Here is a 22,807-nt window from a genome sequence, read left to right on the forward strand (position 1 = left end):
TTGAAGTGTTAGAGCGTCCTTTGCGCGTTCAATTGGACGCGCGGCGCTCTAAGGGAGGGATTGGACTGACCGTTCGGGGACGCAGCTAGAGATGGCGCTGGATGACGACATCCGCATCCTGTCCGCCGTGAAGCTCTTTGAGGGTTTCACGCAGGAACAGCTGCGCCTGCTCGCCTTCGGCGCCGAAGCCACCCATCTGCAGGCCGACCGCAAGCTGTACCGCGAGGATGACGAAGCCGACTCGGCCTATATCGTGGTCAGTGGCCGCATCGTGCTCTACCGGGAGCATGATGGCGACCGCATCCCGATCGGCACCGCCGGCCCCGGCACGATCCTCAGCGAACTGGCGCTGATCGCCGACTCAAGACGGCTGACCAGCGCCTCGGCCGAGACCGATTCGGAAGTGATAAGGTTGAGCCGCAAGATGTTTCGCCGCATCCTGGAGGAATATCCCGAGGTGGCGGTGAAACTGCACCAGCGCATCCTCGATGATTTCCAGGCCATGATCGCCCGCATCGAGAAGCTGGCCCCAAGGTTTGGCGGGTAGGTCCCCGCGACCGCGCTCACGCTTGGGTGTGTCGAGATTCAGGTCAGGCCGAGTCGAAAATGGCTGATACCGAGAACCGGAGCGGAGCGTACTCAAAGTACGCGAGCACCGGAAGCGCAGGTATCGGCCATTTGCAGGCCGGCCTCACCTGAATATCGGCCCGCCTAATCCAGGTCGAACCGCGCAATCACCGGCACATGGTCCGAGGGCCGCTCCCAGCCACGCGCCTCTCGCAGGATCTCATAGCCGGCAAAGCTCGGCACCAGGTTCGGTGACGACCAGACATGGTCGAGCCGGCGGCCGCGGTTCGAGGCTTCCCAGTCCCGCGCGCGATAGCTCCACCAGGTGTAGAGCTTCTGCTCTGGCGGCACGTCGAGCCGCATCAGGTCGACCCAGTCGCCGGCGATCCGCATCGCGTCGAAATTTTGCGTCTCGACCGGCGTGTGGCTGACGACGTTGAGCAATTGCTTGTGCGACCAGACATCGTGCTCCTGCGGAGCGATGTTGAGGTCGCCGACCAGGATCGAGGCCGACACCTCGTCATGCGCGGCGCGGATGGCGTTCATCTCGGCAACGAAATCGAGCTTGTGGCGGAACTTGCGGTTGATCTCCGGATCGGGCTCGTCGCCGCCGGCCGGCACGTAGAAATTGTGGACCAGGATTGCCTTGCCGCCGGCCTGCACCTTGACCGACAGATGCCGGCTGTCATCGATCTCGCAGAAGCGCCGTTTCTCGACAATCTCGATCGGCCGCCGCGCCACCGTCGCAACGCCGTGATAGCCCTTCTGGCCATGGAATGCGATGTGCTCGTAGCCGGCCTTGCGGAACGCCTTTTCCGGAAACAGCTCGTCGGGAACCTTCGTCTCCTGCAGGCAAAGCACATCGGGCGCCTGCTCCGTCAGCAGCCGCTCGACGATCGGCATGCGCAGGCGCACGGAGTTGATGTTCCAGGTGGCGATGGAGAAGGGCATGCGGCGGTCCGAACAAGGTCGCCGATCTACTGCCAGCCTAGCGCCACAAACACAAGCCAGCCTTTGCGGGCGGCGGCTCTGATTCAGGTCAGGCCGAGTCGAATGGCGGTCTCCGAGAACCGGAGCGGAGCGTACTTAAACCACGTGAGCACCGGAAGCGCAGGAGATCGCCATTGGCAGGCCGGCCTCACCGCATCTAGCGCTGGTTGGTGTTCAGCTCGCGGTTCGCCGCATAGTCGATGGCAAAGGTGTCCGCAGGGAAGCTGACGCCTTCCTTGGTGTTGTAGATCATCACCGTGGTGTCCTTGCCCTGCGCGTCGGTGATGGTCCACTGGCGCAGATCATAGGATTTCGGATCGAACATCATAGTGATCTTCGAATTGCCGAACACCGACTTGTCGGCAAGCTGGATGGTGGTGAGGTCGCTCTCTTCCTTGATCGATTTCACGCGGCCCCCCGAGAGGTCGATCTTGGTGTCGAGCAACAGCTTCAGCGGCGTCTTCGACAACGGATAGAGATCGGACGTTTTCAGCCGCTTGTTGAGGATGACCACCGACTTGCCGTCGGAAATCACCCGGAAATTCGACTTGCCGTCATAGTTGAAGCGAATCTTGCCTGGCCGCTCAAGGAAGAACTTGCCGCCGGTCTGCTGGTTGTTGGGGCCGAACTGGACGAACTCGCCGCTCATCGATTTGACCGAGGAGAAATGGTCGGCGATCTTTTGCGCCGTCGGCGGCACCGCCGCCTGCGCCGAGGCCAGGAGCTGGAACCCCGGCACGACGTTGATGGCCGCGGCGCCGGCAAGCATCAGGCCAAGGCCGAGCAACTGGCGACGGTTTGGAGCGAAATCGCTGATCGCGGAAAGATCGTTTTTCATGCCGGTCACTCTCGTGTGGTGTGTGTCTCGTTGCAGTCCGTGGACCCCCAGTTAGACTTAAGTTTGGCGGGCCGGACAGCGCTCAGTCGCTGTAACGCGCCAAAAGGTTCAAGGTTGCCGCCGGGCCGTATCGGCTGATCAGAACTTGTCGTCCTCGGTCGGCACCAGGATTTCGCGTTTGCCGGCATGGTTGGCCGGGCCGACAATGCCTTCCTTCTCCATCTTCTCGATGATCGAGGCGGCGCGGTTGTAGCCGATGCCGAGCCGGCGCTGGATATAGCTGGTCGACGCCTTGCCGTCGCGCAGCACGACCGAGACCGCCTGGTCGTAGGGATCGTCGGAATCCTCGAAATTGCTGTTGCCGCCACCGCCAGCGCCGCCCTTGCCCGACGGCTCGTCATCGTCCTCGCCGTCATCCTCGGTGATGGCGTCGAGATATTCGGGCACGCCCTGCAGCTTCAGATGGGCGACGATCTTCTCGACCTCGTCGTCGGCGACGAACGGGCCGTGCACGCGCTGGATGCGGCCGCCTCCGGCCATGTACAGCATGTCGCCCATGCCGAGCAGCTGCTCGGCGCCCTGCTCGCCCAGAATGGTGCGGCTGTCGATCTTCGACGTCACCTGGAAGGAGATACGGGTCGGGAAATTGGCCTTGATGGTGCCGGTGATGACGTCGACCGACGGACGCTGCGTCGCCATGATGACATGGATGCCGGCCGCGCGCGCCATTTGTGCCAGGCGCTGCACCGCGCCTTCGATGTCCTTGCCGGCGACCATCATCAAATCGGCCATCTCGTCGATGATGACCACTATGTAGGGCATTGGCTCGAGATCGAGGTTCTCGGTCTCGTAGATCGCCTCGCCGGTCTGGCGGTCGAAGCCGGTCTGCACGGTGCGCGAGATTTTTTCGCCCTTCTTTTCAGCCAACTGCACGCGCGCGTTGAAGCCGTCGATGTTGCGCACGCCGACCTTGGACATCTTGCGGTAGCGGTCCTCCATCTCGCGCACGGTCCATTTCAACGCCACCACCGCCTTCTTCGGGTCGGTGACCACCGGCGTCAGAAGGTGCGGGATGCCGTCATAGACCGAAAGTTCCAGCATCTTCGGGTCGATCATGATCAGCCGGCAGTCCTGCGGCGTCAGCTTGTAGAGCAGCGACAGGATCATGGTGTTGATGGCGACGGACTTGCCGGAGCCGGTGGTGCCGGCGACCAGCACATGCGGCATCTTGGCGATGTCGACGATCACCGCCTCGCCATTGATGGTCTTGCCCAGCGCCAGCGCCAGCTTGGACTTGGTCGTCTCGAAATCGCGGCTGGCCAGGATCTCCCGGAGATAGACGGTCTCGCGCTTGGCATTCGGCAATTCGATGCCGATGGCGTTGCGGCCGGGCACCACGGCGACGCGGCAGGCAATGGCGCTCATCGAGCGGGCGATGTCGTCGGACAGGCCGATGACGCGCGACGATTTGATGCCGGGCGCCGGTTCCAGTTCATAGAGCGTGACCACCGGGCCGGGCCGTACCGCGATAATCTCGCCCTTGACGCCGAAATCCTCCAGAACGCCTTCGAGCAGGCGCGCATTCTGCTCCAGCGCGTCCTTGGACAGGCTGGCGTCGCGCACCACGTTCTTCGGCTCCGACAGGAAATGCAGCGACGGCATTTCGAATGTTTCCGAGCCGATCAGCGAGGTCTGCGCCTCGCGCTGGACGCGCGCGCCGGGAGCGGGACGCGGCGCAGGTGCGGCGACGCGGGTCGCCGCATCTGACCGGAAGTTTTGCACCTTGGCGTTCGGCGCGGCACGGCGCTGGACCGGCTCGTCGTCGAGTTCGACCTCCTCGTCGCCATTGTCGAAACCGGCATCGAGGACGTCGTCATCGTCCGGATCGACGGAAACGCTGCGGTCATTGACCATGGCGGCGAAGAATTCCGGCTCGACGCGGGCGCGGCCATCCGGGCTCATCCGCGCTTCGGCGAATTCCGCCGATTCGACCCGTTCGGCGGCGCGGCGCCATGCGGTGGAGCGCTGCTCCATCTCCGGCTCGAACTCGTCGCGCTCCTGCTGGCGGCGCACAGCCCGGCGATGCATCCAGGCGCGGAAAGACAGCCACCAGTGGGTAACGGCGCCGAGCGCCAGTATCCCCTCGTCGCCCTCGTCCTCGTCTTCGTCGAAGAGCAGATCGTCCTCTCGGGGATCGGGCTCCGCGGTGCGCTCCATGACGGCAAAGCCGTTCTTGCGCGCAATCAGCGCCGAGCCATAGGCAAACAGCCACAGCGCCGGCGCAATGAGCACCATGGCAATGATGCTGGCAACGATGCCGGTCGGGTAGCCGCCAATGACCACGCCCGGAATATTGAGCACCATGTCGCCGAACACACCGCCGAGGCCGGTCGGCAACGGCCACGTCTTGGGCGGCACCACGCAGCCGGCCATCGCCGCCGCGAGCAGCGCGAAGCCGAACCACGCAAGGCCGCGCTTCGGCAGCCTGTCGACGCCGCGCGCCGAAAACAGGAGAAAGCCCCAGATCACCGCCGGCACCAGGGCGGCGACCGCGGCAAGGCCGAAGAACTGCATGGCGAGGTCGGAGAATACCGCGCCCGCATAACCCATGGCGTTGGTGACGATGTTGGCGGTGGCGTGCGAGAAGCTGGGATCGGCGACGTTCCAGGTCGCCAGCGCCGCGACGCCAAAGGCGACCAGCGCAAACAGGCCGGCGCCGACCAGCCGCCCGACCTGGCGCCGCGCGAATGCCTGGATGCCGTGCCCCGTATCGGTCAGCGCGAGCGGTGCTGAAGCCCCTGAACGCATGCTTCGTTCCCCGTCTGTCATGGACTGGCCGGGCGCATGACGCACTCCGGCAGATTCGGATGTCAGACTATCGGGGGGAAGGTTAAGGCCGCATTAACTATACGCACCCAGAGCCACGGATCTTGCTCACTCCACTGTAGGCAGTCTCAACAGTTCAGAACCAATCCGGTCGACGTCTCCCCGCCGGCGGCCATCACTAGAACGTGATTGCGCAGGGACCGAGGCCTGCCAGCACGGTTGCCAAAAAGAGAGGCCCGGAATGACCCGGGCCTCAAAGCGTGAACTCCTTTCGGGAGCGTCACGACGGGATGGGAGAATGCGGGGCGGCCGAGCCGCCCCGCAAGGCTTACGAGTGGTAGGCCGCTTCGCCATGCGAAGTCAGGTCGAGGCCTTCGCGCTCGGCGTCGGCTGTCGGACGCAGACCGATGATCAAGTCGACGACCTTGTAGAGGATTGCGCTGCCGATGCCCGACCACAGCAGGGTTACCAGGACGCCTTTGCCCTGCGCCAGGAGCTGCGTGGCCGTGCCGGCATAGCCGGCGGCGAAGTCGGCCGTCGAATAGTCGACGATGCCGGCGCCGCCGAGGGCGGGATTGACCAGAATGCCAGTGCCTAGCGCACCGATGATGCCACCGACGCAGTGGACGCCGAAGACATCGAGGCTGTCATCATAGTCGAACGTGTTCTTCACCACCGAGACGAAGAAGTAGCAGACGAAGGTGGCAACGATGCCAAGCACGATAGCGCCCATCGGGCCGGCAAAACCTGCAGCCGGCGTAATCGCGACGAGGCCGGTGACCGCGCCCGAAACAGCGCCGAGCATGGAGGCTTTGCCGCGCAGCAGCGATTCAAGCACGATCCAGGCCACTGCCGCCGCCGCCGTGGCGACGAAGGTGTTGATCATCGCCAGCACCGCATAGGCGTTCGCTTCGAGGTTCGAACCGGCGTTGAAGCCGAACCAGCCGACCCACAGCAATGAAGCGCCGACCATGGTCAGCGTCATCGAGTGCGGCGCCATGATGTCCTTCTTGTAGCCGATGCGCTTGCCGATCATCAGCGCGCCGACGAGACCGGCAATGCCCGCATTGATGTGAACGACCGTGCCGCCGGCGAAGTCGATGGCGCCGAAGCTGAAGATCAGGCCGGACGGGTCGGCATAGGCGCTCGGGCCGCCCCAGAACCAGACCATGTGCGCGATCGGGAAGTAGATTAACGTCACCCATAGGATAACGAAAAGGATCAAGGCGGAGAATTTGACGCGTTCGGCGAATGCGCCGACGATCAGGGCGGGCGTGATGCAGGCGAAGGTCATCTGGAAGACGACGAACACCAGTTCAGGAATGGCGACGCCCTTGCTGAAGGTTTCCGAAAGCGTTGATACGTTGACGCCGGAGAGAAACATCTTCGAAAGGCCGCCGACGAAGGCGTTGCCCGGGGTGAAGGCGAGGCTGTAGCCGTAGAAGACCCAGATGATCATGACCACGCTGGTGATGGTGAAGACCTGCATCAGCACCGACAGCATGTTCTTGGTACGAACCAGGCCGCCGTAGAAAAGCGCAAGGCCGGGAATGGTCATCAACAGCACCAGCACGGTGGAAATCATCATCCACGTGGTGTCGCCCTTGTCGACGGTAAAAGCCGGCGCTGCTGGCGCTGCCGCCGCGACGGCGGGAGCCGCCTCCTGCGCGAAGGCAGCAACCGTGCCCAATGCTCCGAGCGCTAAGGAGCCCAGCAGCGCGGAGCGCGCCACTGACTTCAAGGTGGAAGGTATATTCATTGAACTCTCCATTGGAATACGTGTTCGCCGCTCAAAGTGCGTCGGTGTCTGTTTCGCCGGTACGGATGCGCACCGCCTGATCGATGCCGAAGACGAAGATCTTGCCGTCGCCGATCTGGCCGGTCTTGGCCGCCGCCGTGATGGCTTCGACGGCCTTGTCGACCAGGTCTGTGCTAACCGCGACTTCGATCTTGATTTTCGGCAGGAAACTGACCGCGTATTCCGCCCCGCGATAGATTTCCGTGTGTCCCTTCTGACGCCCGTAGCCTTTGACTTCGGTGACGGTCAGGCCCTGGATGCCGACGGCGGTGAGCGCTTCGCGCACCTCGTCGAGCTTGAACGGCTTGATGATTGCCATCACGATTTTCATAAGGTTTCACCCTTTGCTGTTGCGGTCCCCCGCGTTTGCACACCTTCACCGATCCCAAAAAGCCCGGAGAGTGCCCAACAGGATTCAAGCTCCGTGCCAGTTGCCGAAGCAGGGTGTTAACTCATTGTAAACAAACGGATCGCTCGAGTCCCGGCGCCACGGTGCGCACTGTCAACGGACAGTCACTGATTAAAAAGTAGGCAATTTTTCGAAAATGCCTATTCCGCAGGCGGCCGCTTCAGCCGGATCAGGCCTTCTTGGGCAACCGAGGCGATCAGCGTGCCGTCGCGGGCAAACAGCGAGCCGCGGGTGAAGCCGCGCGACCCCTGCGTCGAGGGGCTGTCCTGCGTGTACAGGATCCAGTCATCGAGCGGATGGCTGCGATGGAACCACATCGCATGGTCGAGGCTCGCCGCCTGGATGTCGCGGTCGAAAATGGCGCGGCCGTGCGCAAAGGTCGAGGTGTCGAGCAGCGTCATGTCGGAGAGGTAGGCAAGCACCGCCGCCTGGATGCCGCGGTCGGCCGGCACCGGGCCGGTGGTGCGGATCCAGATGTTCTGCTGCGGCTCCAGCTTTTCGCGGCTGATGTAATGCTTCAGCATCACCGGCTTCATCTCGATCGGCCGGTCACGCTCCCAATAGCGCTTGATGCCGTCCGGCACCGCCTCGCCGAACTTGCCCAGCAATTCGCGCTGCGACAACAGGCTGTCGGGCGGCGGCACGTCGCGCGGCATCGGCAGCTGATGCTCAAGGCCAACCTCATCCTGCTGGAACGAGGCTTCCAGCGAAAAGATCGCCTGGCCGTGCTGGATCGCCACCACGCGCCGCGTGGTGAAGGAGCCGCCATCGCGGATGCGGTCGACCTCGTAGACGATCGGCACCTTGGTGTCGCCGGGCCGCATGAAATAGCCGTGCAGCGAATGCACGTGGCGCTCGGGCTCGACGGTGCGCTGCGCGGCGACCAGCGCCTGGGCAATGGTCTGGCCGCCGAAAACGCGCTGCCAGTCGAGCTTGGGGCTGCGACCACGGTACAGATTGTGTTCCAGCTGCTCGAGGTCGAGAATGCTGAGAAGCTCGTCCATGGCCGCCGTCATGCTTCGTGACCTCGCCGTAAGATGCTATGGCGGTTTCCGACAGGAATGGCGGGCAGTCAAGGCCGGAATGCCCCAGTGGGCGGGGATGGTCGAGACTTCGAAAGGAATTGACATGGCGAACCGCAACACGGACGCAAAAAACCCGCTCGACGTGCTGGTCGCTGGCGCCGGCTATGTCGGCCTCGCCGCCGCCGTGTCGCTGAAACAGGCGCGGCCGGGCCTCGCCGTGGCGGTCGTTGATGCTGCCCCCGCCGGCGTCTGGCAGAAGGACCGCCGCGCCTCGGCGATCGCCGCCGCCGCCTGCCGCATGCTCGACCAGCTCGGCGTCTGGCAGGAAATCGTCGGGCAATCGCAGGCGATCACCGAGATGATCGTCACCGATTCGCGCACCGCCGATCCGGTGCGTCCGGTGTTTCTCACCTTCGATGGCGAGGTCGCGCCGGGCGAACCGTTCGCCCACATGGTCGCCAACAAGGACCTGAACGGCGCCTTGCGCCGCCGCGCGCAAAAGCTCGGCATCGACATCATCGAAGGTGTCGCGGTCGCATCGTTCGACGGCAATGGCGCCGGCATCACCGTGCATCTGGCCGACGGCGCGGCGATTGAGGCGCGGCTGCTGGTCGCCGCCGACGGCGTCAATTCCAAATTGCGCGACATGGCCGGCATCAAGACGGTGAAATGGGAATATGGCCAGTCCGGCATCGTCTGCACGGTGGCGCATGAGCGCCCGCACAATGGCCGCGCCGAAGAGCATTTTCTGCCGGCCGGCCCGTTTGCAACGCTGCCGCTCAAGCCCACCGAGGACGGCACCAACCGTTCGTCGCTGGTCTGGGTCGAACGTTCCGAGGATGCCGAGAAGCTGGTCTCGGGCGACGACCTCGTCTTCGAGCAGGAGCTTGAAATGCGCTTCGGCCTGAAGCTCGGCGAAATCCGCGTCACCGACAAGCCGCGCGCCTGGCCGCTCGGCCTGACCATCGCGCGCGCCTTCGTCGCCCCGCGCGTAGCACTTGCCGGCGACGCCGCGCATGGCATCCACCCGATCGCCGGCCAGGGCCTCAATCTCGGCTTCAAGGATGTGGCGGCCCTTGCTGAAGTGGTGGTCGAGGCCGATCGCTTGGGACAGGATATCGGCGCGCTCGACGTGCTCGAGCGCTACCAGCAATGGCGCCGCTTCGACACGGTGCAGATGGGCGTCACCACAGATGTGCTGAACCGGCTGTTTTCCAACGACATCGGCCCGCTGCGCCAGCTCCGCGACATAGGCCTCGGCCTTGTCGAACGGATGCCCAGGCTGAAGGAGTTCTTCATCCGCCAGGCGTCGGGGTTGTCCAACGGCACACCACGGCTGCTCAAGGGTGAGGCGATTTAGGCCGGGAATGAGTGCCGCTTTGTCATAGACGCGGCTCGGCTCCTGACATCAGCCGCGCAATGTTGGCGCGGTGGCGCACGATCACGTAGATGCCGCCGGCGATGACCAGCAACCGGTAGGGCAATGGTTGTTCCATGCCGCCGACGAGGGCGATCGCGGTGAGCGCCGCCAGCATCGAACTCAGGGACACAATTCGGGAAACTGCCAACACCACGGCAAATGCCGTCGCCGCGCCTAGACCCACAGGCCAGGACATCGCCAACAAAACACCCAACCCCGTCGCAGCCGATTTGCCGCCGGTGAAATTCAGCCAGATCGAACGGCTATGCCCAAGCAAAACAGCGAGTCCGGCCAAGCATACAACCCAAGGAGCCCAAACGGGCATATCAGATATTGCCGACGGCGGCGTTGCGGAAGACCAGAAACAAAACCAACGGGCAAAGATGACCGCTGCCGCCCCTTTCAGCACGTCCACCAGAAGCACCACCAATGCTGGCCATTTCCCGAGTGTGCGCAATACATTTGTCGCACCGGTGGACTTGGAGCCGTGCTCCCGGATATCGATGCCCTTAAGCAGTTTCCCCGCCAGATAGCCGGCAGGCGTAGAGCCGATAAGGTAAGCGGCAGCCGATCCTACCACGCTCGCTATCCAGAATGACATGCGCCCGGGCTGTTTCTCAGTTGACCTCAAACCCCAGCTTCTGCCGCAGTCGCAGCATGCGTTGGTCGGCGACCTTGAAACTCTGCTCGCCGCTCTTGGCAACACGATCCAGCATCTGCAGCAGGTCTTCGCGCTCATGCGGATCGAGGCGCTCGCGCAGGAAGGGCGCCAGCTTGTCGATGACGATCGTCGTGTCGTCGATCTGCGCCGCGGCCCATTTGGCGTAGACGACGGCTTCATCGGTCTTCTTCTGGTTGTCCGCAATCTGCGAGATCACCTCGCGGATAACCGTTTCGCGCTTCGGCAGGATCGGACCATGCTCCGCCGCGATTGCCATGATCAGCGTTGCTGCCGCCACCACCGGATCGTCGATCGCCGTCAGCGGCGACAGCGCCGCCTGCTTGCGCAGCTTCTTGCGCCTTATGTTGCCCTGGACGCGGCCGACGACGTCGGCGACCTCGCGCGCGGCTTCGTTCATAGCCTTCATGCGATACCACCAGAACGCCCCGGCTCCCAGCACGCCGAGAATAGCAATCAGGAAAGGCATGTCGAATTCCCCCGAAAATTGCGGCGACGATAGGAGAACTCCGGCGTTGCTTCAACACGCAAGAATTGTATCTGATGAGAAAACAGAGCTGGCCCCCTAATCATCCAGACGCCGAGATCGGACGTCCTGGGTTCAGATCGCTCGTCACAGGCCCTAATGATGCAACCGCTTAGCGATAACGCTGACTTCGCATCGAGCGCGGTGCCCATCATGACGATCCGTTCGGCCACTGCAACGCGGCTGTCGGCGCGGTGACGCCAACCTGGGACGATCCGATGTTCCACCCGTTTCTCTACGGGTCGGGACAAGGAGCGGAGTTCCGCGCCGGCTTCTACGGCCTCGCCGGCTGGCATAGGGAAGGCCATATGCTGCGCGCGCTGTTCGAGGGCGTGATGTTCGAGCACCGGCGCCACATCAATGTTCTGAAGGACGCCGGTGTCAGCTTCGACAAAGCGGTCCTGTCCGGCGGCGGTTCGCGCAGCGAGCACTGGCCGCAGATCTTCGCCGACGGGCTTGGCGTGCCGATCACCGTCCCTGAAGCACGCGAGACCGGCGCACTTGGTGCGGCGATCGGCGCCGGGGTCGCGGCCGGCCTGTTCGCCGACTATGAGGCCGGCGTCGACGCCATGACCCGGTCAAGCGCCGCCTACCGTCCGAACCCGGCCATGCAGGACCATTACAACAGGCGTTATCGCGCCTATTGCGGCCTTGCCGATACGCTGCGATCGTTCTGGGCCGAACACGCCGCAGAACCGAGTAGAACACCGCCGAGTAAACCACCGCAATGACCCAACGGCTCGATGGCGACTACGACTACATCATTGTCGGCGCAGGCACCGCCGGCTGCGTGCTGGCCAATCGCCTGAGCGAAAACTCGGCGACGCGCGTGCTGCTGCTCGAGGCCGGCGGCAGCGACAATTATCACTGGGTGCATATCCCGGTCGGCTATCTCTATTGCATCGGCAATCCGCGCACCGACTGGATGATGAAGACTGCCCCCGAAGCCGGCCTGAACGGCCGCTCGCTGGTCTATCCCCGCGGCAAGGTGCTGGGCGGCTGCACCTCGGTCAACGGCATGATCTACATGCGGGGACAGGCGGCGGACTACGATGGCTGGCGGCAGATGGGCAATGTCGGCTGGGGCTGGGACGATGTGCTGCCCTACTTCCTCAAATCCGAGGACCATCATGGCGGCAAGACCGAGCTGCATGGCTCCCGCGGCGAATGGAAAGTGGCGCGGCAACGCCTGTCGTGGCCGATCCTGAACACCGTGCAGGAGGCCGCCAAGGAATTCGGCATCATGCCGCGCGAGGATTTTAACGACGGCGACAATGAGGGGTCCGGCTTCTTCGAAGTCAACCAGAGCAAGGGCGTGCGCTGGAACACAGCCAAGGCATTCTTGCGCCCGGCGCTGCGGCGGCCGAACCTCAGGCTGGTCGTCAACGCGCATGTCGAGACGGTGTTGTTCGAGGGCAAGCGTGCTATCGGCGTTTGTTATCGCGTCGGCGGCCAAACCATCGAGGCAAAGGCCAGGAGCGAGGTGCTGCTGACCGCCGGCTCGATCAACACGCCGAAACTGCTGGAGCTTTCCGGGGTCGGCGAGCCGGATCGCCTCGCCGCGCTCGGCATCGATGTGGTTCACGCCAGCCCCGATGTCGGCGAGAACCTTCAGGACCATCTGCAGATCCGCACTGTCTACAAAGTGTCGTCGGCGCTGACGCTCAACACGCTAGCCAACAGCCTGAGCGGCAAGGCGAAGATCGCGCTGCAATATGCCTTTGGCCGCTCGGGACCGATGTCGATGGCGCCGAGCCAGTTCGGCATGTTCTCGAAATCCGATCCGTCGATGGCGACGCCGGACCTGGAGTACCACGTCCAGCCCTTGTCTACCGACCGGCTGGGCGACCCGCTGCACCCGTTCCCGGCAATCACCATGTCGGTCTGCAATCTGCGGCCCGAGAGCGTCGGCTCGGTGCACGCTACGACGCGCGAGCTGGCCGTGCAGCCGGAGATCCGGCTGAACTACCTCTCTACGGCGCGCGACCGCGAGATCGCGCTGCGTTCGGTGCGCCAGGCGCGCAGCATCATGACCGCCAAGGCTCTTGCCGGCTTCCATCCGGAAGAAATCCTGCCTGGTCTCGCCCACCAGTCGGACGAGGACCTGCTGCACCAGATCGGCTCGATCGCGACGACCATCTTCCACCCGGTCGGCACCTGTAGGATGGGTGTCGACGGCCGCGCCGTCGTCAGCCCGGACCTGCGCGTGACCGGTATCGAGGGGCTGCGGATCATCGACGCGTCGATCATGCCGCGCATCGTCTCCGGCAACACCGCCTCGCCAGTGGTGATGATCGCCGAGAAGGCGGCGGATATGATCCGCCGGCCTGCATGACGTCGCCGCCGCCTATGACCCCGGCACGTCGTAGATCGCCCTGACTTCGACGGTGCCGATTTCAGCCAGCGGAATTTTGCCGGCGATCTCCAGCGCCTTGTCGAGAGTGTCGGCTTCGATCATGACGAAACCAAGCAACTGCTCCTTGGTTTCGGCAAACGGACCGTCAGTGATCAGCCGCTTGCCTTGGCGCCGCCGCACCGTCTTCGACGTCTTCACCGATTGCAGCGCCTGCGCGATGATCAGCTTGCCTTGCTGGTCCAATGACCGGTCATAGGCCATCGAATCGGCGTCGAGCTTGGCCAGACGCTCAGGCGTCATGGCATGGAGGTCCTTTTCCTCGCCGTAGACCAGACAGACATATTTCATTTCCAGCTCCCTTGCTGTGACGAACCATAGGCGATCACGGCGCCGGCGGCATCCTTGCCGGCAGCAGCGTGGTCGAGCACGCAGACCGCAATGCCGATCACGGCGACCGCAGCAAGCAGCCGGCCGAAGCCGGAAGGTCGCGAGCACTCGATCTCGTGTAGACGCGCGCTTTTGTCGGCGTTGTTCCAATGGGCAGAAAACAGATTGTTCATCTTGGATCTCCATCCGCCACGAGAATCCGTGGACGCTCGCAGGACGGCCGGCGCCGATGCAAGTCGACATTTTTGCACGCACATTTTTTCAGAAAAATTTGCAGGGCACGCCGGCGTCGCATCCGGCCGAAACAGCGCGGTGGTCTTCCCCTGCCGCCGCGCTATAGTTGGAGGGAACGCCGCGTGGCCGGCGCTGTCGCTGTAATCAAGGAGAATTCTATGGACCGTACCGCAAACGCCGTCTGGAAAGGCAATCTGAAGGAGGGCACGGGCACGCTCGACAGCCAGAGCGGCACCTTGAAGGGCACGCCCTATTCGTTCAAGGCTCGCTTCGAGGACGAGAGCGGCAAATCCGGCACCAATCCCGAAGAGTTGATCGCGGCGGCACACGCCGGATGCTACGCCATGCAGCTGTCGCATTTCCTGGCCGAGAACGGCACGCCCGCCACCGAGCTCGACGCCAAGGCGGTGGTGACGCTGGTCCCCGGCACCGGCATCACCGGCAGCGCCATCACCCTGATCGGCAAGGTACCGGGCATCGATGCGGCGAAGTTCAAGGAATTGGCCGAGAAGGCCAAGGCCGAATGCCCGGTTTCGAAGGCGCTCGGCGCCATCAAAGTGTCGCTCGACGCGAAACTGGGGTGATCCGCCGATTTTGCCCGGGGTAGCGATTCTTCGCGCCCCCCTCTGCCCTGCCGGGCATCTCCCGGGGAAATTGGAAGCTCGGTAGCTGGCACTCTTCTTTCGACGTTCGTAATTGGCGAAGGCCGGCGTGACATCTGATCTCCCCACTTGAGGGGGAGATGGCCGGCAGGCCAGAGGGGGTGCTGTCCCGCCGACGTCTCGGATACTATTGGGCGCCCAGCGCATCAAGCCGGGCGCGAAGGGCTACGACTTCCTGCTCCAGAGCCTCCAATCTCGCTTCCAGGTCGGAAGCAGGCAAGGCCGGCGCGCTCCGCTGCACCGATAACGCCGCGACGTCCACCGGTCCTGCGAGCAGATGCATAAAACGGTCCTCGCGCTGCCCCGGCCCGCGCGGTATTTCCTGGACGAGCGGCGGGCGGCGGCCGATCAGCATGTCGAGTTCGCCACGCAGGTCCTCGACGGACGAAAACCGCGCCATGCGCTCAGCTCGCGCCAGCAACTCATGCGCCGTCTGCGGCCCGCGCAGCAAAAGCAGGCCGATCACCGCGGTCTGCGGCGTGGTCAGCGAGAAGCGCTGCGCCATCTGATGCTCATAGCGCTCGACGCGCGAGCCGAACATCTGACGCACCAGCCCCTTCTGCTCGAGCAGCTTGAGAGTCCGATGCACCTCCGTCTGCTCCAGCGCCATGACAGGCTCGCGCGCCGTCTTCTGGTTGGCGGCTGCAAGTGCTGCATTCAGCGTCAGCGGATAGACATCCGGCGTCAGCTCCTTCTTCTCGATCAGGCAGCCGAGCACACGGGCTTCGACGGGATTGAGAATGGGAAGGTCATCGCTCATTGAAGTTCAGCCTCCCGGCGGTAAAATTCGGTTGCAAGGGCATGTTTGCGCGCTTGGCCGGCTTTGTCCCTGACGGGGCCGACTAGGTTCATTTCGTGGTGACCATAGCGGGCTTCGAGATAGCGCGCGATTGCGGTCGGGATGAGGCCCGAGCCCATCTCCCGCGTCCGGCTTTTGCGCTCGATCAGGCCGCGGATTTCGTCGCTGGCTTGAGCCGGTATCTCGGTCTGATCGAGGCATTCGCCAAGGTTCATCGGCGGCAGGCTGGCAAAGCCGCGCTGTTCCATCCAGTCGAGCGCCGCGAGCGGGCGGATCAGATAGAACAGCTTCTTCAGCTTCACCTCGCCGGAGAAACTGCCGATCTTGGCGACATGCGAACGCGCAAGGCCGAGATAGTGGTGCGATACCTTCGCCGGATCGACGATCTCGGCCAGCAAATCGAGAAGGCGCTGGCGAAACCCCGAAACCTCCTCATAGACGATCGGCGACTTCGCCCATTCGACTATGACGGCATTGCCGCCAAGCGCCAGCAGCAACGCCTTGCGCAAATCCCAGCCGCCGGCATCGATCTCGCCTTCGATCGGAAACTCGATCACATCGCGCGCCTGCTGCAGCACGAGGTGATCGGTTACCGGTCTGATATAGACAAAGCGGCAGTCATAATCGCTGTCGGGAGACGGAAACCCCCAGGCGCGGCTGCCGCTTTCGATGCAAACAGGATTTTTACAGGCTGGCTTCGCACCAGATCGAGGCGGGCGCGCAGCGCCGCGACGGCGTCCGGCGAAAAGTCGGCGGGTAGCGGCGGCGTCAGACTCTGCGCTCCACCATCATCTTCTTGATCTCGGCAATCGCCTTGGCCGGGTTGAGCCCCTTCGGGCAGGTCTGGGCGCAGTTCATGATGGTGTGGCAGCGGTAGAGCCGGAACGGGTCTTCGAGATCGTCGAGCCGTTCGCCCGTGGCTTCGTCGCGGCTGTCGATCAGCCAGCGATAGGCCTGCAGCAACGTCGCCGGGCCGAGATAGCGGTCGCCGTTCCACCAATAGCTCGGGCACGAGGTCGAGCAGCAGGCGCACAGGATGCACTCGTAGAGCCCGTCGAGCTTTTCGCGATCCTCATGGCTCTGCAGCCATTCCTTGGCCGGCTCTGGCGACACTGTCTTCAGCCATGGCTGGATCGAGGCGTGCTGGGCGTAGAAATTGGTGAGGTCGGGCACCAGATCCTTGACCACCTGCATATGCGGCAGCGGGTAGACCTTGACGGCGCCGGAAATGTCGTCGCAGCCCTTGGTGCAGGCCAGCGTGTTGGAGCCATCGATGTTCATGGCGCAGGAGCCGCAAATGCCTTCGCGGCATGAGCGGCGCAAGGCAAGCGTCGGATCGATCTTGTTCTTGATCCAGAGCAGCGCATCGAGCACCATCGGCCCACAATCGTCCATGTCGACGAAATAGGTGTCGATGCGCGGGTTCTCGTCATCGTCGGGCGACCAGCGGTAGATGCGGTATTCCCGCAGGTTGGTGGCGCCCTCCGGCTTCGGCCAGGTCTTGCCCGGCTGCACCTTGGAGTTCTTGGGAAGCGTGAGTTCGACCATTACCTCAGGTCCTTTCGGATGACGAGCTTCGGCACCATGGTCAGTACACCCTGGCCTTGGGCGCGATCTTGGCGAGGCTGATGCCGCCGTCCTTTTCCGCCACCAACGGTTCGGTGTGCACCGGACGATAGCTGAGGCTCACCTGGCCGTCCTCGCTTAGCCGGGCCAGCGTATGCTTGCGCCAGATAGTGTCGTCGCGGGCCGAGAAATCTTCGCGCGCATGCGCGCCGCGGCTCTCCTTGCGCGCCTCGGCGCCGTAGACCGTGGTGATGGCGTTGGCCATCAGATTTTCCAGCTCCAGCGTCTCGACCAGATCGGAATTCCAGATCATCGAACGGTCGGAGACTTTCAGGTCCTTGAGCTCGGTCCATATCTGCGAAATGCGCTTGCAGCCGTTTTCGAGTGACTCCTGTGTGCGGAACACGGCCGCGTCTTCCTGCATCGCCTTCTGCATTTTCTCACGCAGAACGGCGGTTGGCGTCGACCCATTGGCGTGGCGCAGCCGGTCGAAGCGATCCATGATCTTTTCGACCGAGGCTTCGTTGGGCGAAGGGATCGCCGAATTACGGTCGATGACCTGGCCGGCGCGGATTGCGGCGGCGCGGCCGAACACCACCAGATCGATCAACGAGTTCGAGCCCAGCCGGTTGGCGCCGTGCACGGAGGCACAGCCGGCCTCGCCGACCGCCATCAGCCCGGGTGACACCCGGTCAGGATTCTCGACCGTCGGGTTCAGCACCTCGCCCCAGTAATTGGTCGGCACGCCGCCCATATTGTAGTGCACCGTCGGCAGCACCGGGATCGGCTCCTTGGTCAGGTCGACGCCGGCGAAAATCCTGGCCGATTCCGAAATGCCCGGCAGCCGCTCATGCAGCACGGCCGGATCGAGATGATCGAGATGCAGGAAAATATGGTCCTTGTTCTTGCCGACCCCGCGGCCTTCGCGGATCTCCAGCGTCATGCAACGCGAGACGACGTCGCGCGAGGCCAGGTCCTTGGCCGACGGCGCGTAGCGTTCCATGAAGCGCTCGCCCTCGGAATTGACGAGATAGCCGCCCTCGCCGCGCGCGCCTTCGGTGATCAGGCAGCCGGCGCCATAGATGCCGGTCGGATGAAACTGCACGAACTCCATATCCTGCAGCGGGAAGCCGGCCCGTGCCGCCATGCCGCCGCCGTCGCCTGTACAGGTGTGCGCCGACGTCGCCGAGAAATAGGCGCGGCCATATCCGCCGGTCGCCAGCACCACCATCTTGGCGGAGAAGCGATGGATGGTGCCGTCGTCGAGGTTCCAGGCGACGACGCCGGTGCAGGTGCCGTCCGGTTCCATGATCAGGTCGAGCGCAAAATACTCGATGAAGAACTGTGCATTGTTCTTCAGCGACTGGCCGTAGAGCGTGTGCAGGATGGCGTGACCGGTGCGGTCGGCGGCAGCACAGGTGCGCTGCACCGGCGGGCCGTCGCCATAATTCATCATGTGTCCGCCGAACGGCCGCTGGTAGATCTTGCCCTCTTCGGTGCGCGAGAACGGCACGCCGTAATGCTCGAGCTCGTAGACCGCCGCCGGTGCCTCGCGCACCAGATATTCCATGGCGTCGACGTCGCCCAGCCAGTCCGAACCCTTGACGGTGTCGTACATGTGCCACTGCCAGGAGTCCGGACCCATGTTGGACAGCGACGCGGCAATGCCGCCTTGTGCCGCCACCGTGTGCGAGCGGGTCGGGAACACTTTGGTGATGCAGGCCGTGCGCAGGCCCTGCTCGGCCATGCCGAGCGTGGCGCGCAGGCCGGCGCCGCCGGCGCCGACGACCACCACGTCGAACTTGTGGTCGACAAAGGTATAGCCGGTGGCCGATTTCGCGTCCTTGGCCAAATCAGCCTCCGAATGCCAGTTTGAGCAGGGCGAAGATCGAGGCGACGCCGACCGCTATGGTGAAAAACGTGCTGAGTGCGATCAGCGCCAGCTTCATGCCTTCGGCATGCACGTAATCCTCGATAATGACCTGCATGCCGACACGCATATGGGTGAGACCGGAAACGAGCACCAGCGCCAACACCAGCGCCACGAACGGACTGGCGAGCGCCGCCCGCACCTCGGCGAAGCCGGCGCCATTGAGCGCGATCAGGAACCCGACGAAGAACAGTATCAGCGGGATGTTGGCAATGGCGGTCAGCCGCTGTCGCCAGAAATGCCCGGTGCCTTCGCGGGCCGAGCCCAGACCGCGGACCTTGGCCAGCGGCGTGCGCATATCGTTGTTGTTCGTGCCGCTCATCACAAGGTTCCCCGCGCCATGTAGCCGGCGACCCAGATCAGCAGCGTGAGCAGGATGGAACCGGCGAGCGTCGCCCAGGCGATCTTCGATGCCGTGTGTTTCTCCAGCCCGGCGCCGGTGTCCCAGACGAGATGGCGCACGCCGCCCAGCATGTGGTGCATCAGCGCCCAGGTGTAGCCGAACAGGATGAGCCGGCCGAGCCAGGTGCCGAAGGCCCAGTTGATCCAATCGAAAGCGCCTTGCGAACTCGCCGCCGCCATCAGCCACGCGGCGACCAGCAGCGTGCCGAAATACAGCGCCCCGCCAGTGATGCGGTGAATGATCGACATCGTCATGGTGATCGGTGGGCGGTAAATCGTCAGGTGCGGCGAGAGCGGCCGTTCACGTCTGGCGGTTCGGGTGGCTGGTGATTTGCTCATGGCTGCCCCAGTTCGATGTCCGGAGCCGCGGTGGAAAGCGGCACTTACCGCCTCGATATATGACTTCAGACAGCCGGTTTCTAATGCTCTTTTTGCACCGCGTCAAAGCCGGAAAATCGTTTTGAAAACGTCATTTAGTCTGACAAAAGGCTGCTGTTTCGCTCCAATCGATTTGGCCACCGTCGAAAGCCGGCGCACCGTTCGCTGCAGTGCGGCATTTCCTTTGCAATCGACGCCAGGCTATCGTTTGCAGGTCTGTGGTGTCGAGCCCCTCTTCATCACCAGCGCCTCGCGCGCGTCGATCACGATTGCGTCATGCGACGCGGCTTCCTGGTAGCGGCTGGACTGGTTGGCGGGTGATGCGGCAAACTCCTCGGTCGTGCCATCGGGCCTGACAACGCGCAACGCCGTGCCGAGGTTCTGGATGGTGATCATGCCGCCATTGCCGCATCTGTAAGTTGCCGTGCCGACAGCAGACCGCGGCGCGGTAAGGTCGGTGACGATCTTGGCTGAAGGTGCGGCAGGCGCTGTCGGAGCCGTTGCGGAAGCCGGGGGCGCCACAGGTGCGGCGGACTGCTGAGCCGGCACGGGCGCGACAGTGGGTGGTACGGTATTCACCGCCGTCGGCGCGCCGTTCTGCGGCACGCAGGCTGCGGCAGTCAGCAAGGGGATCGACAACAGCGTCACCCGAAACGTCCGGCGTAACGCCATATGCTGTCCTCCTGCGCGGCTAACTAGCCGCGATGTTCCACCAAGATCAAGCTCACCCCACGTCAGCGTAGTTGTGTGCGTCGCGGCCGATGGTGCGGGCAAGCATGGCCGAATGATGACGCCCGGGTTTCCATCCCGTCGGATATTAACCATGTTTGGCGAGAGATCGCCGCCGGATGCGCCTGCCCTCTTAACAAAGGTTAAGAACAGGTTAATTTCCGATTCGATCGGGTCCACAGCAGAGAGGACACCATGCTTTCGAATTCAGGAAGAGCGCGCCTTGCGGCGCTTGTGCTGGCGACAGCCAGTCTCGGCTTCGCCGCCCCGGCAATGGCCTGGTCGCGCCATCATGACCGCGTCTATGCCGATTCCCTGGGCAATCTCGTCATCGACAGCGCCGCCGGCTACAAGCGCATCATTGTCGGCCAAGGCAGGCTGGCCAAGAAATTGTCCGACTACACCAGCGCCGGGCAGCCGGAAGCGGAACCGGAAGTCCTTTATGAAGACGAGGCGGATCACATCTCCAGGCGTGGCTGCTACCAGCCGCCGGTGTTCGTGAAGGGCCGCTCCTATATGTACGGCCTCTCCGATGGCGAAATGCCCAACCTCAGCCCTTGCCGCTGATGATCCGGCACGGCCGAGAGGCCGTTTAAGCGAGACGCTAACCGACGCTGCCTGTATCCGGGATGAACACCGTTTCCGCCCGCTCATAGGACAATCGCACACTGTCGCGGCCGTTCTTCTTGGCCTTGTAGAGCGCTTCGTCGGCGCGCCGCATCAGCGGCTCCAGCCCTTCGTCGCCGGTGCGCGCCGCGACGCCGAAGCTCGCGGTCACCCTGGTGCCCGGCGGCAACCCGTCGACACTGCCGGCCGAATAGTGCGTGCGCACGGCTTCGGCAAACAGCCGCGCCGTGGCAAGATCGCTCAGCGACAGAAGCACAGCGAACTCCTCGCCGCCGATGCGGCCGGCAACCGCACGCGTGCCGGCGGCCGCGCGAAGCTTGGCGGCGAAGTCGGCGATCACCTGGTCGCCCGCGGCATGTCCGTATTTGTCGTTGAGCGCCTTGAAGTGATCGAGATCGGCCAGCACCAGCGCGACCGGCACCTTGGTAACAGCGCAATGCTGCAGCACCAGCAAGGCGCGCTCCTCGAAACCCCTGCGGTTGAGCAGGCCAGACAGCGGATCGGTGTGCGTCTCGGTCTTCAGCGCCTTCATCACGTCGAGCGCAGCTGCCGAGAACAGGCAGAGCGCGATCAGCAACGACAGCAGCGCGTGCGTCAAAAGCGCCGTCGTCCAGTAGGACGAGCCATAAAACCCGTCATAGCTGGTGAACGGCCCGTGCCAGATGACGACGAGCAGCGTGCGGCCGATGAAGTTCAGCCCGGACAGCAGCGACAATACGAACAGGATTTTTTCCGTCGGGCCGTTCTTGCGCACGGCACGCAGCTCGGCTGCGACCAGCAGGCTGAGGCCACCAAAGCCGAAATTGATCGACAGGATGCGCCAAGTTAGGTCCGGCTGGACGAACAGGAACCAGGAGAATGCGACCATCCCGCCACCCGCCAGAATGCCGATCGCGATATAGGGCACGCGCCTGCCGTAGCGCGAGATGATCGCACCGACGAGGCAGCAGGCGGCGAGCGTGAAGCAGAGGTTGGAGACCAGCTTGGTCAGCACCATGCCGCCGGGCAGCGTGAAATACTGCAGCAGGAAGCCGGGCGCGGACACGCAATAGCTCGTGCCGAGCACAGCCAGATAGGGCCGGTGGCGCTGGTAGAACCACAGCACGAGGAACGCCGCGCCGAGCGCCAGCGCGATCGTCGGATTGAGCAGCGCTATGAACAGGCCGGTGTCCAAAGGACGGTGACTTCCCCGCTTGACGTCAGGGAAGACCTTAGAGCGCAAGCCCCAACAAGCGGTTAAGCCGGGACGAATATGCAAGTCGCCACTGATGAAGCTGCTGCACGGAACCGGGACCTGAGGCAGGCGTTTCGTGACAGCAATCAAGGAGAAGTTATTCATGGCCGACACGATCACGCTGACCGACCACGAAGCAATTCGCTCATGGGCCGCAGGGCGCGCCGGATTTCCGGCGATCGTCGATGTATCGCCCGAAACCGGAACGCAGCCGTTGCTGAGGCTCGTCTTCGGCCAGCACGCCTATCAGGACCAGGATCAACCTGAACGCCCGATCAACGCAGGCGGCTACGAGCTGGTCGAATGGGACGAGTGGTTCAAGATCTTCGACGAGCGCGAACTGGCGCTGGTGGTCGCGGCCGACGAACCCGGCAGCCGGGAGGAATTTCATGAAATCATCCGGCGTGCCGGCTAGGGCATATACC

At 63.6% G+C, this 22,807-nt stretch carries 24 protein-coding genes and 1 pseudogene; 7 read left to right on the top strand and 18 right to left on the bottom strand.

The features are described 5' to 3' along the window. Positions 1-91 precede the first annotated feature (91 nt). Positions 92-547, top strand: a complete 456-nt coding sequence (locus tag NKI37_RS23310; protein ID WP_023670494.1) for a cyclic nucleotide-binding domain-containing protein — start codon at positions 92-94, stop codon at positions 545-547. A gap of 164 nt (positions 548-711) precedes the next feature. On the opposite strand, the gene xth is transcribed toward NKI37_RS23310, so the two are convergent. The 6 genes from xth to tesB all read right to left on the bottom strand — a co-directional run bounded on the left by xth (position 712) and on the right by tesB (position 8,444). Then, positions 712-1,518 (bottom strand): exodeoxyribonuclease III, encoded by an 807-nt coding sequence (gene xth, locus NKI37_RS23315; RefSeq protein ID WP_023670495.1) that lies wholly within the window; start codon positions 1,516-1,518, stop codon positions 712-714. Between the two features lie 196 nt (positions 1,519-1,714). Continuing rightward, positions 1,715-2,395: an outer-membrane lipoprotein carrier protein LolA gene (locus tag NKI37_RS23320; protein WP_023670496.1), complete on the bottom strand. Its 681-nt coding sequence runs from the start codon at positions 2,393-2,395 to the stop codon at positions 1,715-1,717. Positions 2,396-2,533: 138 nt separating this feature from the next. Beyond that, entirely contained in the window at positions 2,534-5,203 is a 2,670-nt protein-coding gene (locus NKI37_RS23325) for a DNA translocase FtsK (RefSeq protein WP_023670497.1), read from the bottom strand. Between the two features lie 346 nt (positions 5,204-5,549). Next, the gene (locus NKI37_RS23330) at positions 5,550-6,980 is read right to left on the bottom strand and encodes an ammonium transporter (protein WP_023670498.1); all 1,431 of its coding nucleotides are present in this window, start codon (positions 6,978-6,980) and stop codon (positions 5,550-5,552) included. Positions 6,981-7,011: 31 nt separating this feature from the next. Continuing rightward, positions 7,012-7,350, bottom strand: a complete 339-nt coding sequence (locus tag NKI37_RS23335; RefSeq protein ID WP_023670499.1) for a P-II family nitrogen regulator — start codon at positions 7,348-7,350, stop codon at positions 7,012-7,014. A gap of 218 nt (positions 7,351-7,568) precedes the next feature. Continuing rightward, positions 7,569-8,444, bottom strand: a complete 876-nt coding sequence (tesB, locus tag NKI37_RS23340; RefSeq protein WP_352787148.1) for an acyl-CoA thioesterase II — start codon at positions 8,442-8,444, stop codon at positions 7,569-7,571. A gap of 112 nt (positions 8,445-8,556) precedes the next feature. On the opposite strand from tesB, the gene NKI37_RS23345 reads away from it, so the two are divergent. Further along, positions 8,557-9,813: a ubiquinone biosynthesis hydroxylase gene (locus tag NKI37_RS23345; RefSeq protein ID WP_352500515.1), complete on the top strand. Its 1,257-nt coding sequence runs from the start codon at positions 8,557-8,559 to the stop codon at positions 9,811-9,813. Between the two features lie 22 nt (positions 9,814-9,835). On the opposite strand, the gene plsY is transcribed toward NKI37_RS23345, so the two are convergent. Beyond that, positions 9,836-10,474: a glycerol-3-phosphate 1-O-acyltransferase PlsY gene (gene plsY / locus NKI37_RS23350; RefSeq protein ID WP_023670502.1), complete on the bottom strand. Its 639-nt coding sequence runs from the start codon at positions 10,472-10,474 to the stop codon at positions 9,836-9,838. 16 nt (positions 10,475-10,490) lie between these two features. Beyond that, a complete protein-coding gene (locus tag NKI37_RS23355) occupies positions 10,491-11,021 on the bottom strand; it encodes a hypothetical protein (protein WP_023698376.1) in 531 nt (176 codons plus the stop codon). A 197-nt stretch (positions 11,022-11,218) separates the two neighbouring features. Here NKI37_RS23355 and NKI37_RS23360 point away from each other — a divergent pair. Both NKI37_RS23360 and NKI37_RS23365 read left to right on the top strand, forming a co-directional pair. After that, positions 11,219-11,809, top strand: a pseudogene (locus tag NKI37_RS23360) (FGGY-family carbohydrate kinase); the annotation flags it as partial. Further along, positions 11,806-13,413, top strand: coding sequence for a GMC family oxidoreductase (locus NKI37_RS23365; protein WP_352787150.1), 1,608 nt, complete (start codon positions 11,806-11,808; stop codon positions 13,411-13,413). The pseudogene NKI37_RS23360 and the gene NKI37_RS23365, both read left to right, overlap by 4 nt. A 12-nt stretch (positions 13,414-13,425) precedes the next feature. On the opposite strand, the gene NKI37_RS23370 is transcribed toward NKI37_RS23365, so the two are convergent. Then, positions 13,426-13,782: a YciI family protein gene (locus NKI37_RS23370; protein ID WP_023698373.1), complete on the bottom strand. Its 357-nt coding sequence runs from the start codon at positions 13,780-13,782 to the stop codon at positions 13,426-13,428. Beyond that, on the bottom strand, positions 13,779-13,994 hold the full coding sequence (locus tag NKI37_RS23375) for a hypothetical protein (RefSeq protein ID WP_352787152.1): 216 nt from the start codon (positions 13,992-13,994) through the stop codon (positions 13,779-13,781). Before NKI37_RS23375 ends, NKI37_RS23370 begins: the two co-directional genes overlap by 4 nt. A gap of 219 nt (positions 13,995-14,213) precedes the next feature. Between NKI37_RS23375 and NKI37_RS23380 the strand changes: the two genes are divergently transcribed. After that, positions 14,214-14,639, top strand: a complete 426-nt coding sequence (locus tag NKI37_RS23380) for an OsmC family protein (RefSeq protein ID WP_023670508.1) — start codon at positions 14,214-14,216, stop codon at positions 14,637-14,639. A gap of 205 nt (positions 14,640-14,844) precedes the next feature. Here the strand turns inward: NKI37_RS23380 and NKI37_RS23385 are convergent, their stop codons facing one another. From NKI37_RS23385 to NKI37_RS23415, 7 genes are all read right to left on the bottom strand, one after another. Continuing rightward, on the bottom strand, positions 14,845-15,477 hold the full coding sequence (locus NKI37_RS23385; RefSeq protein ID WP_352741021.1) for a YceH family protein: 633 nt from the start codon (positions 15,475-15,477) through the stop codon (positions 14,845-14,847). Beyond that, positions 15,474-16,187: a nucleotidyltransferase domain-containing protein gene (locus tag NKI37_RS23390; protein ID WP_352787168.1), complete on the bottom strand. Its 714-nt coding sequence runs from the start codon at positions 16,185-16,187 to the stop codon at positions 15,474-15,476. The genes NKI37_RS23385 and NKI37_RS23390 overlap by 4 nt, the downstream gene beginning before the upstream one ends. A gap of 97 nt (positions 16,188-16,284) precedes the next feature. Beyond that, positions 16,285-17,064: a succinate dehydrogenase iron-sulfur subunit gene (locus tag NKI37_RS23395; RefSeq protein WP_023670510.1), complete on the bottom strand. Its 780-nt coding sequence runs from the start codon at positions 17,062-17,064 to the stop codon at positions 16,285-16,287. Positions 17,065-17,104: 40 nt separating this feature from the next. Further along, positions 17,105-18,934, bottom strand: a complete 1,830-nt coding sequence (gene sdhA / locus NKI37_RS23400; RefSeq protein WP_352761290.1) for a succinate dehydrogenase flavoprotein subunit — start codon at positions 18,932-18,934, stop codon at positions 17,105-17,107. A 1-nt stretch (position 18,935) separates the two neighbouring features. Then, positions 18,936-19,334: a succinate dehydrogenase, hydrophobic membrane anchor protein gene (gene sdhD, locus NKI37_RS23405; protein ID WP_023683885.1), complete on the bottom strand. Its 399-nt coding sequence runs from the start codon at positions 19,332-19,334 to the stop codon at positions 18,936-18,938. Continuing rightward, positions 19,334-19,753: a succinate dehydrogenase, cytochrome b556 subunit gene (gene sdhC / locus NKI37_RS23410; protein WP_023683884.1), complete on the bottom strand. Its 420-nt coding sequence runs from the start codon at positions 19,751-19,753 to the stop codon at positions 19,334-19,336. The genes sdhD and sdhC overlap by 1 nt, the downstream gene beginning before the upstream one ends. Before the next feature lie 240 nt (positions 19,754-19,993). Continuing rightward, complete coding sequence (locus NKI37_RS23415) at positions 19,994-20,464, bottom strand: hypothetical protein (RefSeq protein WP_023709350.1); 471 nt, start codon at positions 20,462-20,464, stop codon at positions 19,994-19,996. A gap of 252 nt (positions 20,465-20,716) precedes the next feature. Between NKI37_RS23415 and NKI37_RS23420 the strand changes: the two genes are divergently transcribed. Further along, positions 20,717-21,088, top strand: a complete 372-nt coding sequence (locus NKI37_RS23420; RefSeq protein WP_023687709.1) for a hypothetical protein — start codon at positions 20,717-20,719, stop codon at positions 21,086-21,088. Between the two features lie 37 nt (positions 21,089-21,125). Here the strand turns inward: NKI37_RS23420 and NKI37_RS23425 are convergent, their stop codons facing one another. Further along, entirely contained in the window at positions 21,126-22,322 is a 1,197-nt protein-coding gene (locus NKI37_RS23425) for a GGDEF domain-containing protein (RefSeq protein ID WP_352520161.1), read from the bottom strand. 163 nt (positions 22,323-22,485) lie between these two features. Here NKI37_RS23425 and NKI37_RS23430 point away from each other — a divergent pair, with 163 nt between their 5' ends. Next, on the top strand, positions 22,486-22,797 hold the full coding sequence (locus tag NKI37_RS23430) for a hypothetical protein (RefSeq protein WP_352520162.1): 312 nt from the start codon (positions 22,486-22,488) through the stop codon (positions 22,795-22,797). Positions 22,798-22,807: the final 10 nt, after the last annotated feature.

Source organism: Mesorhizobium sp. M0626 (assembly GCF_040320665.1).
GTDB lineage: Bacteria > Pseudomonadota > Alphaproteobacteria > Rhizobiales > Rhizobiaceae > Mesorhizobium.

Excerpts from the sequence above, each read along its gene's own strand:
- xth (WP_023670495.1), bottom strand. The coding sequence starts at position 1,518 with ATGCCCTTCTCCATCGCCACCTGGAACATCAACTCCGTGCGCCTGCGC.
- NKI37_RS23370 (WP_023698373.1), bottom strand. The coding sequence starts at position 13,782 with ATGAAATATGTCTGTCTGGTCTACGGCGAGGAAAAGGACCTCCATGCC.
- NKI37_RS23375 (WP_352787152.1), bottom strand. The coding sequence starts at position 13,994 with ATGAACAATCTGTTTTCTGCCCATTGGAACAACGCCGACAAAAGCGCG.
- NKI37_RS23320 (WP_023670496.1), bottom strand. The coding sequence starts at position 2,395 with ATGAAAAACGATCTTTCCGCGATCAGCGATTTCGCTCCAAACCGTCGC.
- NKI37_RS23385 (WP_352741021.1), bottom strand. The coding sequence starts at position 15,477 with ATGAGCGATGACCTTCCCATTCTCAATCCCGTCGAAGCCCGTGTGCTC.
- NKI37_RS23380 (WP_023670508.1), top strand. The coding sequence starts at position 14,214 with ATGGACCGTACCGCAAACGCCGTCTGGAAAGGCAATCTGAAGGAGGGC.
- NKI37_RS23335 (WP_023670499.1), bottom strand. The coding sequence starts at position 7,350 with ATGAAAATCGTGATGGCAATCATCAAGCCGTTCAAGCTCGACGAGGTG.
- NKI37_RS23355 (WP_023698376.1), bottom strand. The coding sequence starts at position 11,021 with ATGCCTTTCCTGATTGCTATTCTCGGCGTGCTGGGAGCCGGGGCGTTC.
- NKI37_RS23430 (WP_352520162.1), top strand. The coding sequence starts at position 22,486 with ATGGCCGACACGATCACGCTGACCGACCACGAAGCAATTCGCTCATGG.
- NKI37_RS23310 (WP_023670494.1), top strand. The coding sequence starts at position 92 with ATGGCGCTGGATGACGACATCCGCATCCTGTCCGCCGTGAAGCTCTTT.
- NKI37_RS23325 (WP_023670497.1), bottom strand. The coding sequence starts at position 5,203 with ATGCGTTCAGGGGCTTCAGCACCGCTCGCGCTGACCGATACGGGGCAC.
- NKI37_RS23345 (WP_352500515.1), top strand. The coding sequence starts at position 8,557 with ATGGCGAACCGCAACACGGACGCAAAAAACCCGCTCGACGTGCTGGTC.
- NKI37_RS23365 (WP_352787150.1), top strand. The coding sequence starts at position 11,806 with ATGACCCAACGGCTCGATGGCGACTACGACTACATCATTGTCGGCGCA.
- sdhD (WP_023683885.1), bottom strand. The coding sequence starts at position 19,334 with ATGAGCGGCACGAACAACAACGATATGCGCACGCCGCTGGCCAAGGTC.
- sdhC (WP_023683884.1), bottom strand. The coding sequence starts at position 19,753 with ATGAGCAAATCACCAGCCACCCGAACCGCCAGACGTGAACGGCCGCTC.
- NKI37_RS23395 (WP_023670510.1), bottom strand. The coding sequence starts at position 17,064 with ATGGTCGAACTCACGCTTCCCAAGAACTCCAAGGTGCAGCCGGGCAAG.
- NKI37_RS23420 (WP_023687709.1), top strand. The coding sequence starts at position 20,717 with ATGCTTTCGAATTCAGGAAGAGCGCGCCTTGCGGCGCTTGTGCTGGCG.
- tesB (WP_352787148.1), bottom strand. The coding sequence starts at position 8,444 with ATGACGGCGGCCATGGACGAGCTTCTCAGCATTCTCGACCTCGAGCAG.
- NKI37_RS23330 (WP_023670498.1), bottom strand. The coding sequence starts at position 6,980 with ATGAATATACCTTCCACCTTGAAGTCAGTGGCGCGCTCCGCGCTGCTG.
- NKI37_RS23415 (WP_023709350.1), bottom strand. The coding sequence starts at position 20,464 with ATGGCGTTACGCCGGACGTTTCGGGTGACGCTGTTGTCGATCCCCTTG.
- plsY (WP_023670502.1), bottom strand. The coding sequence starts at position 10,474 with ATGTCATTCTGGATAGCGAGCGTGGTAGGATCGGCTGCCGCTTACCTT.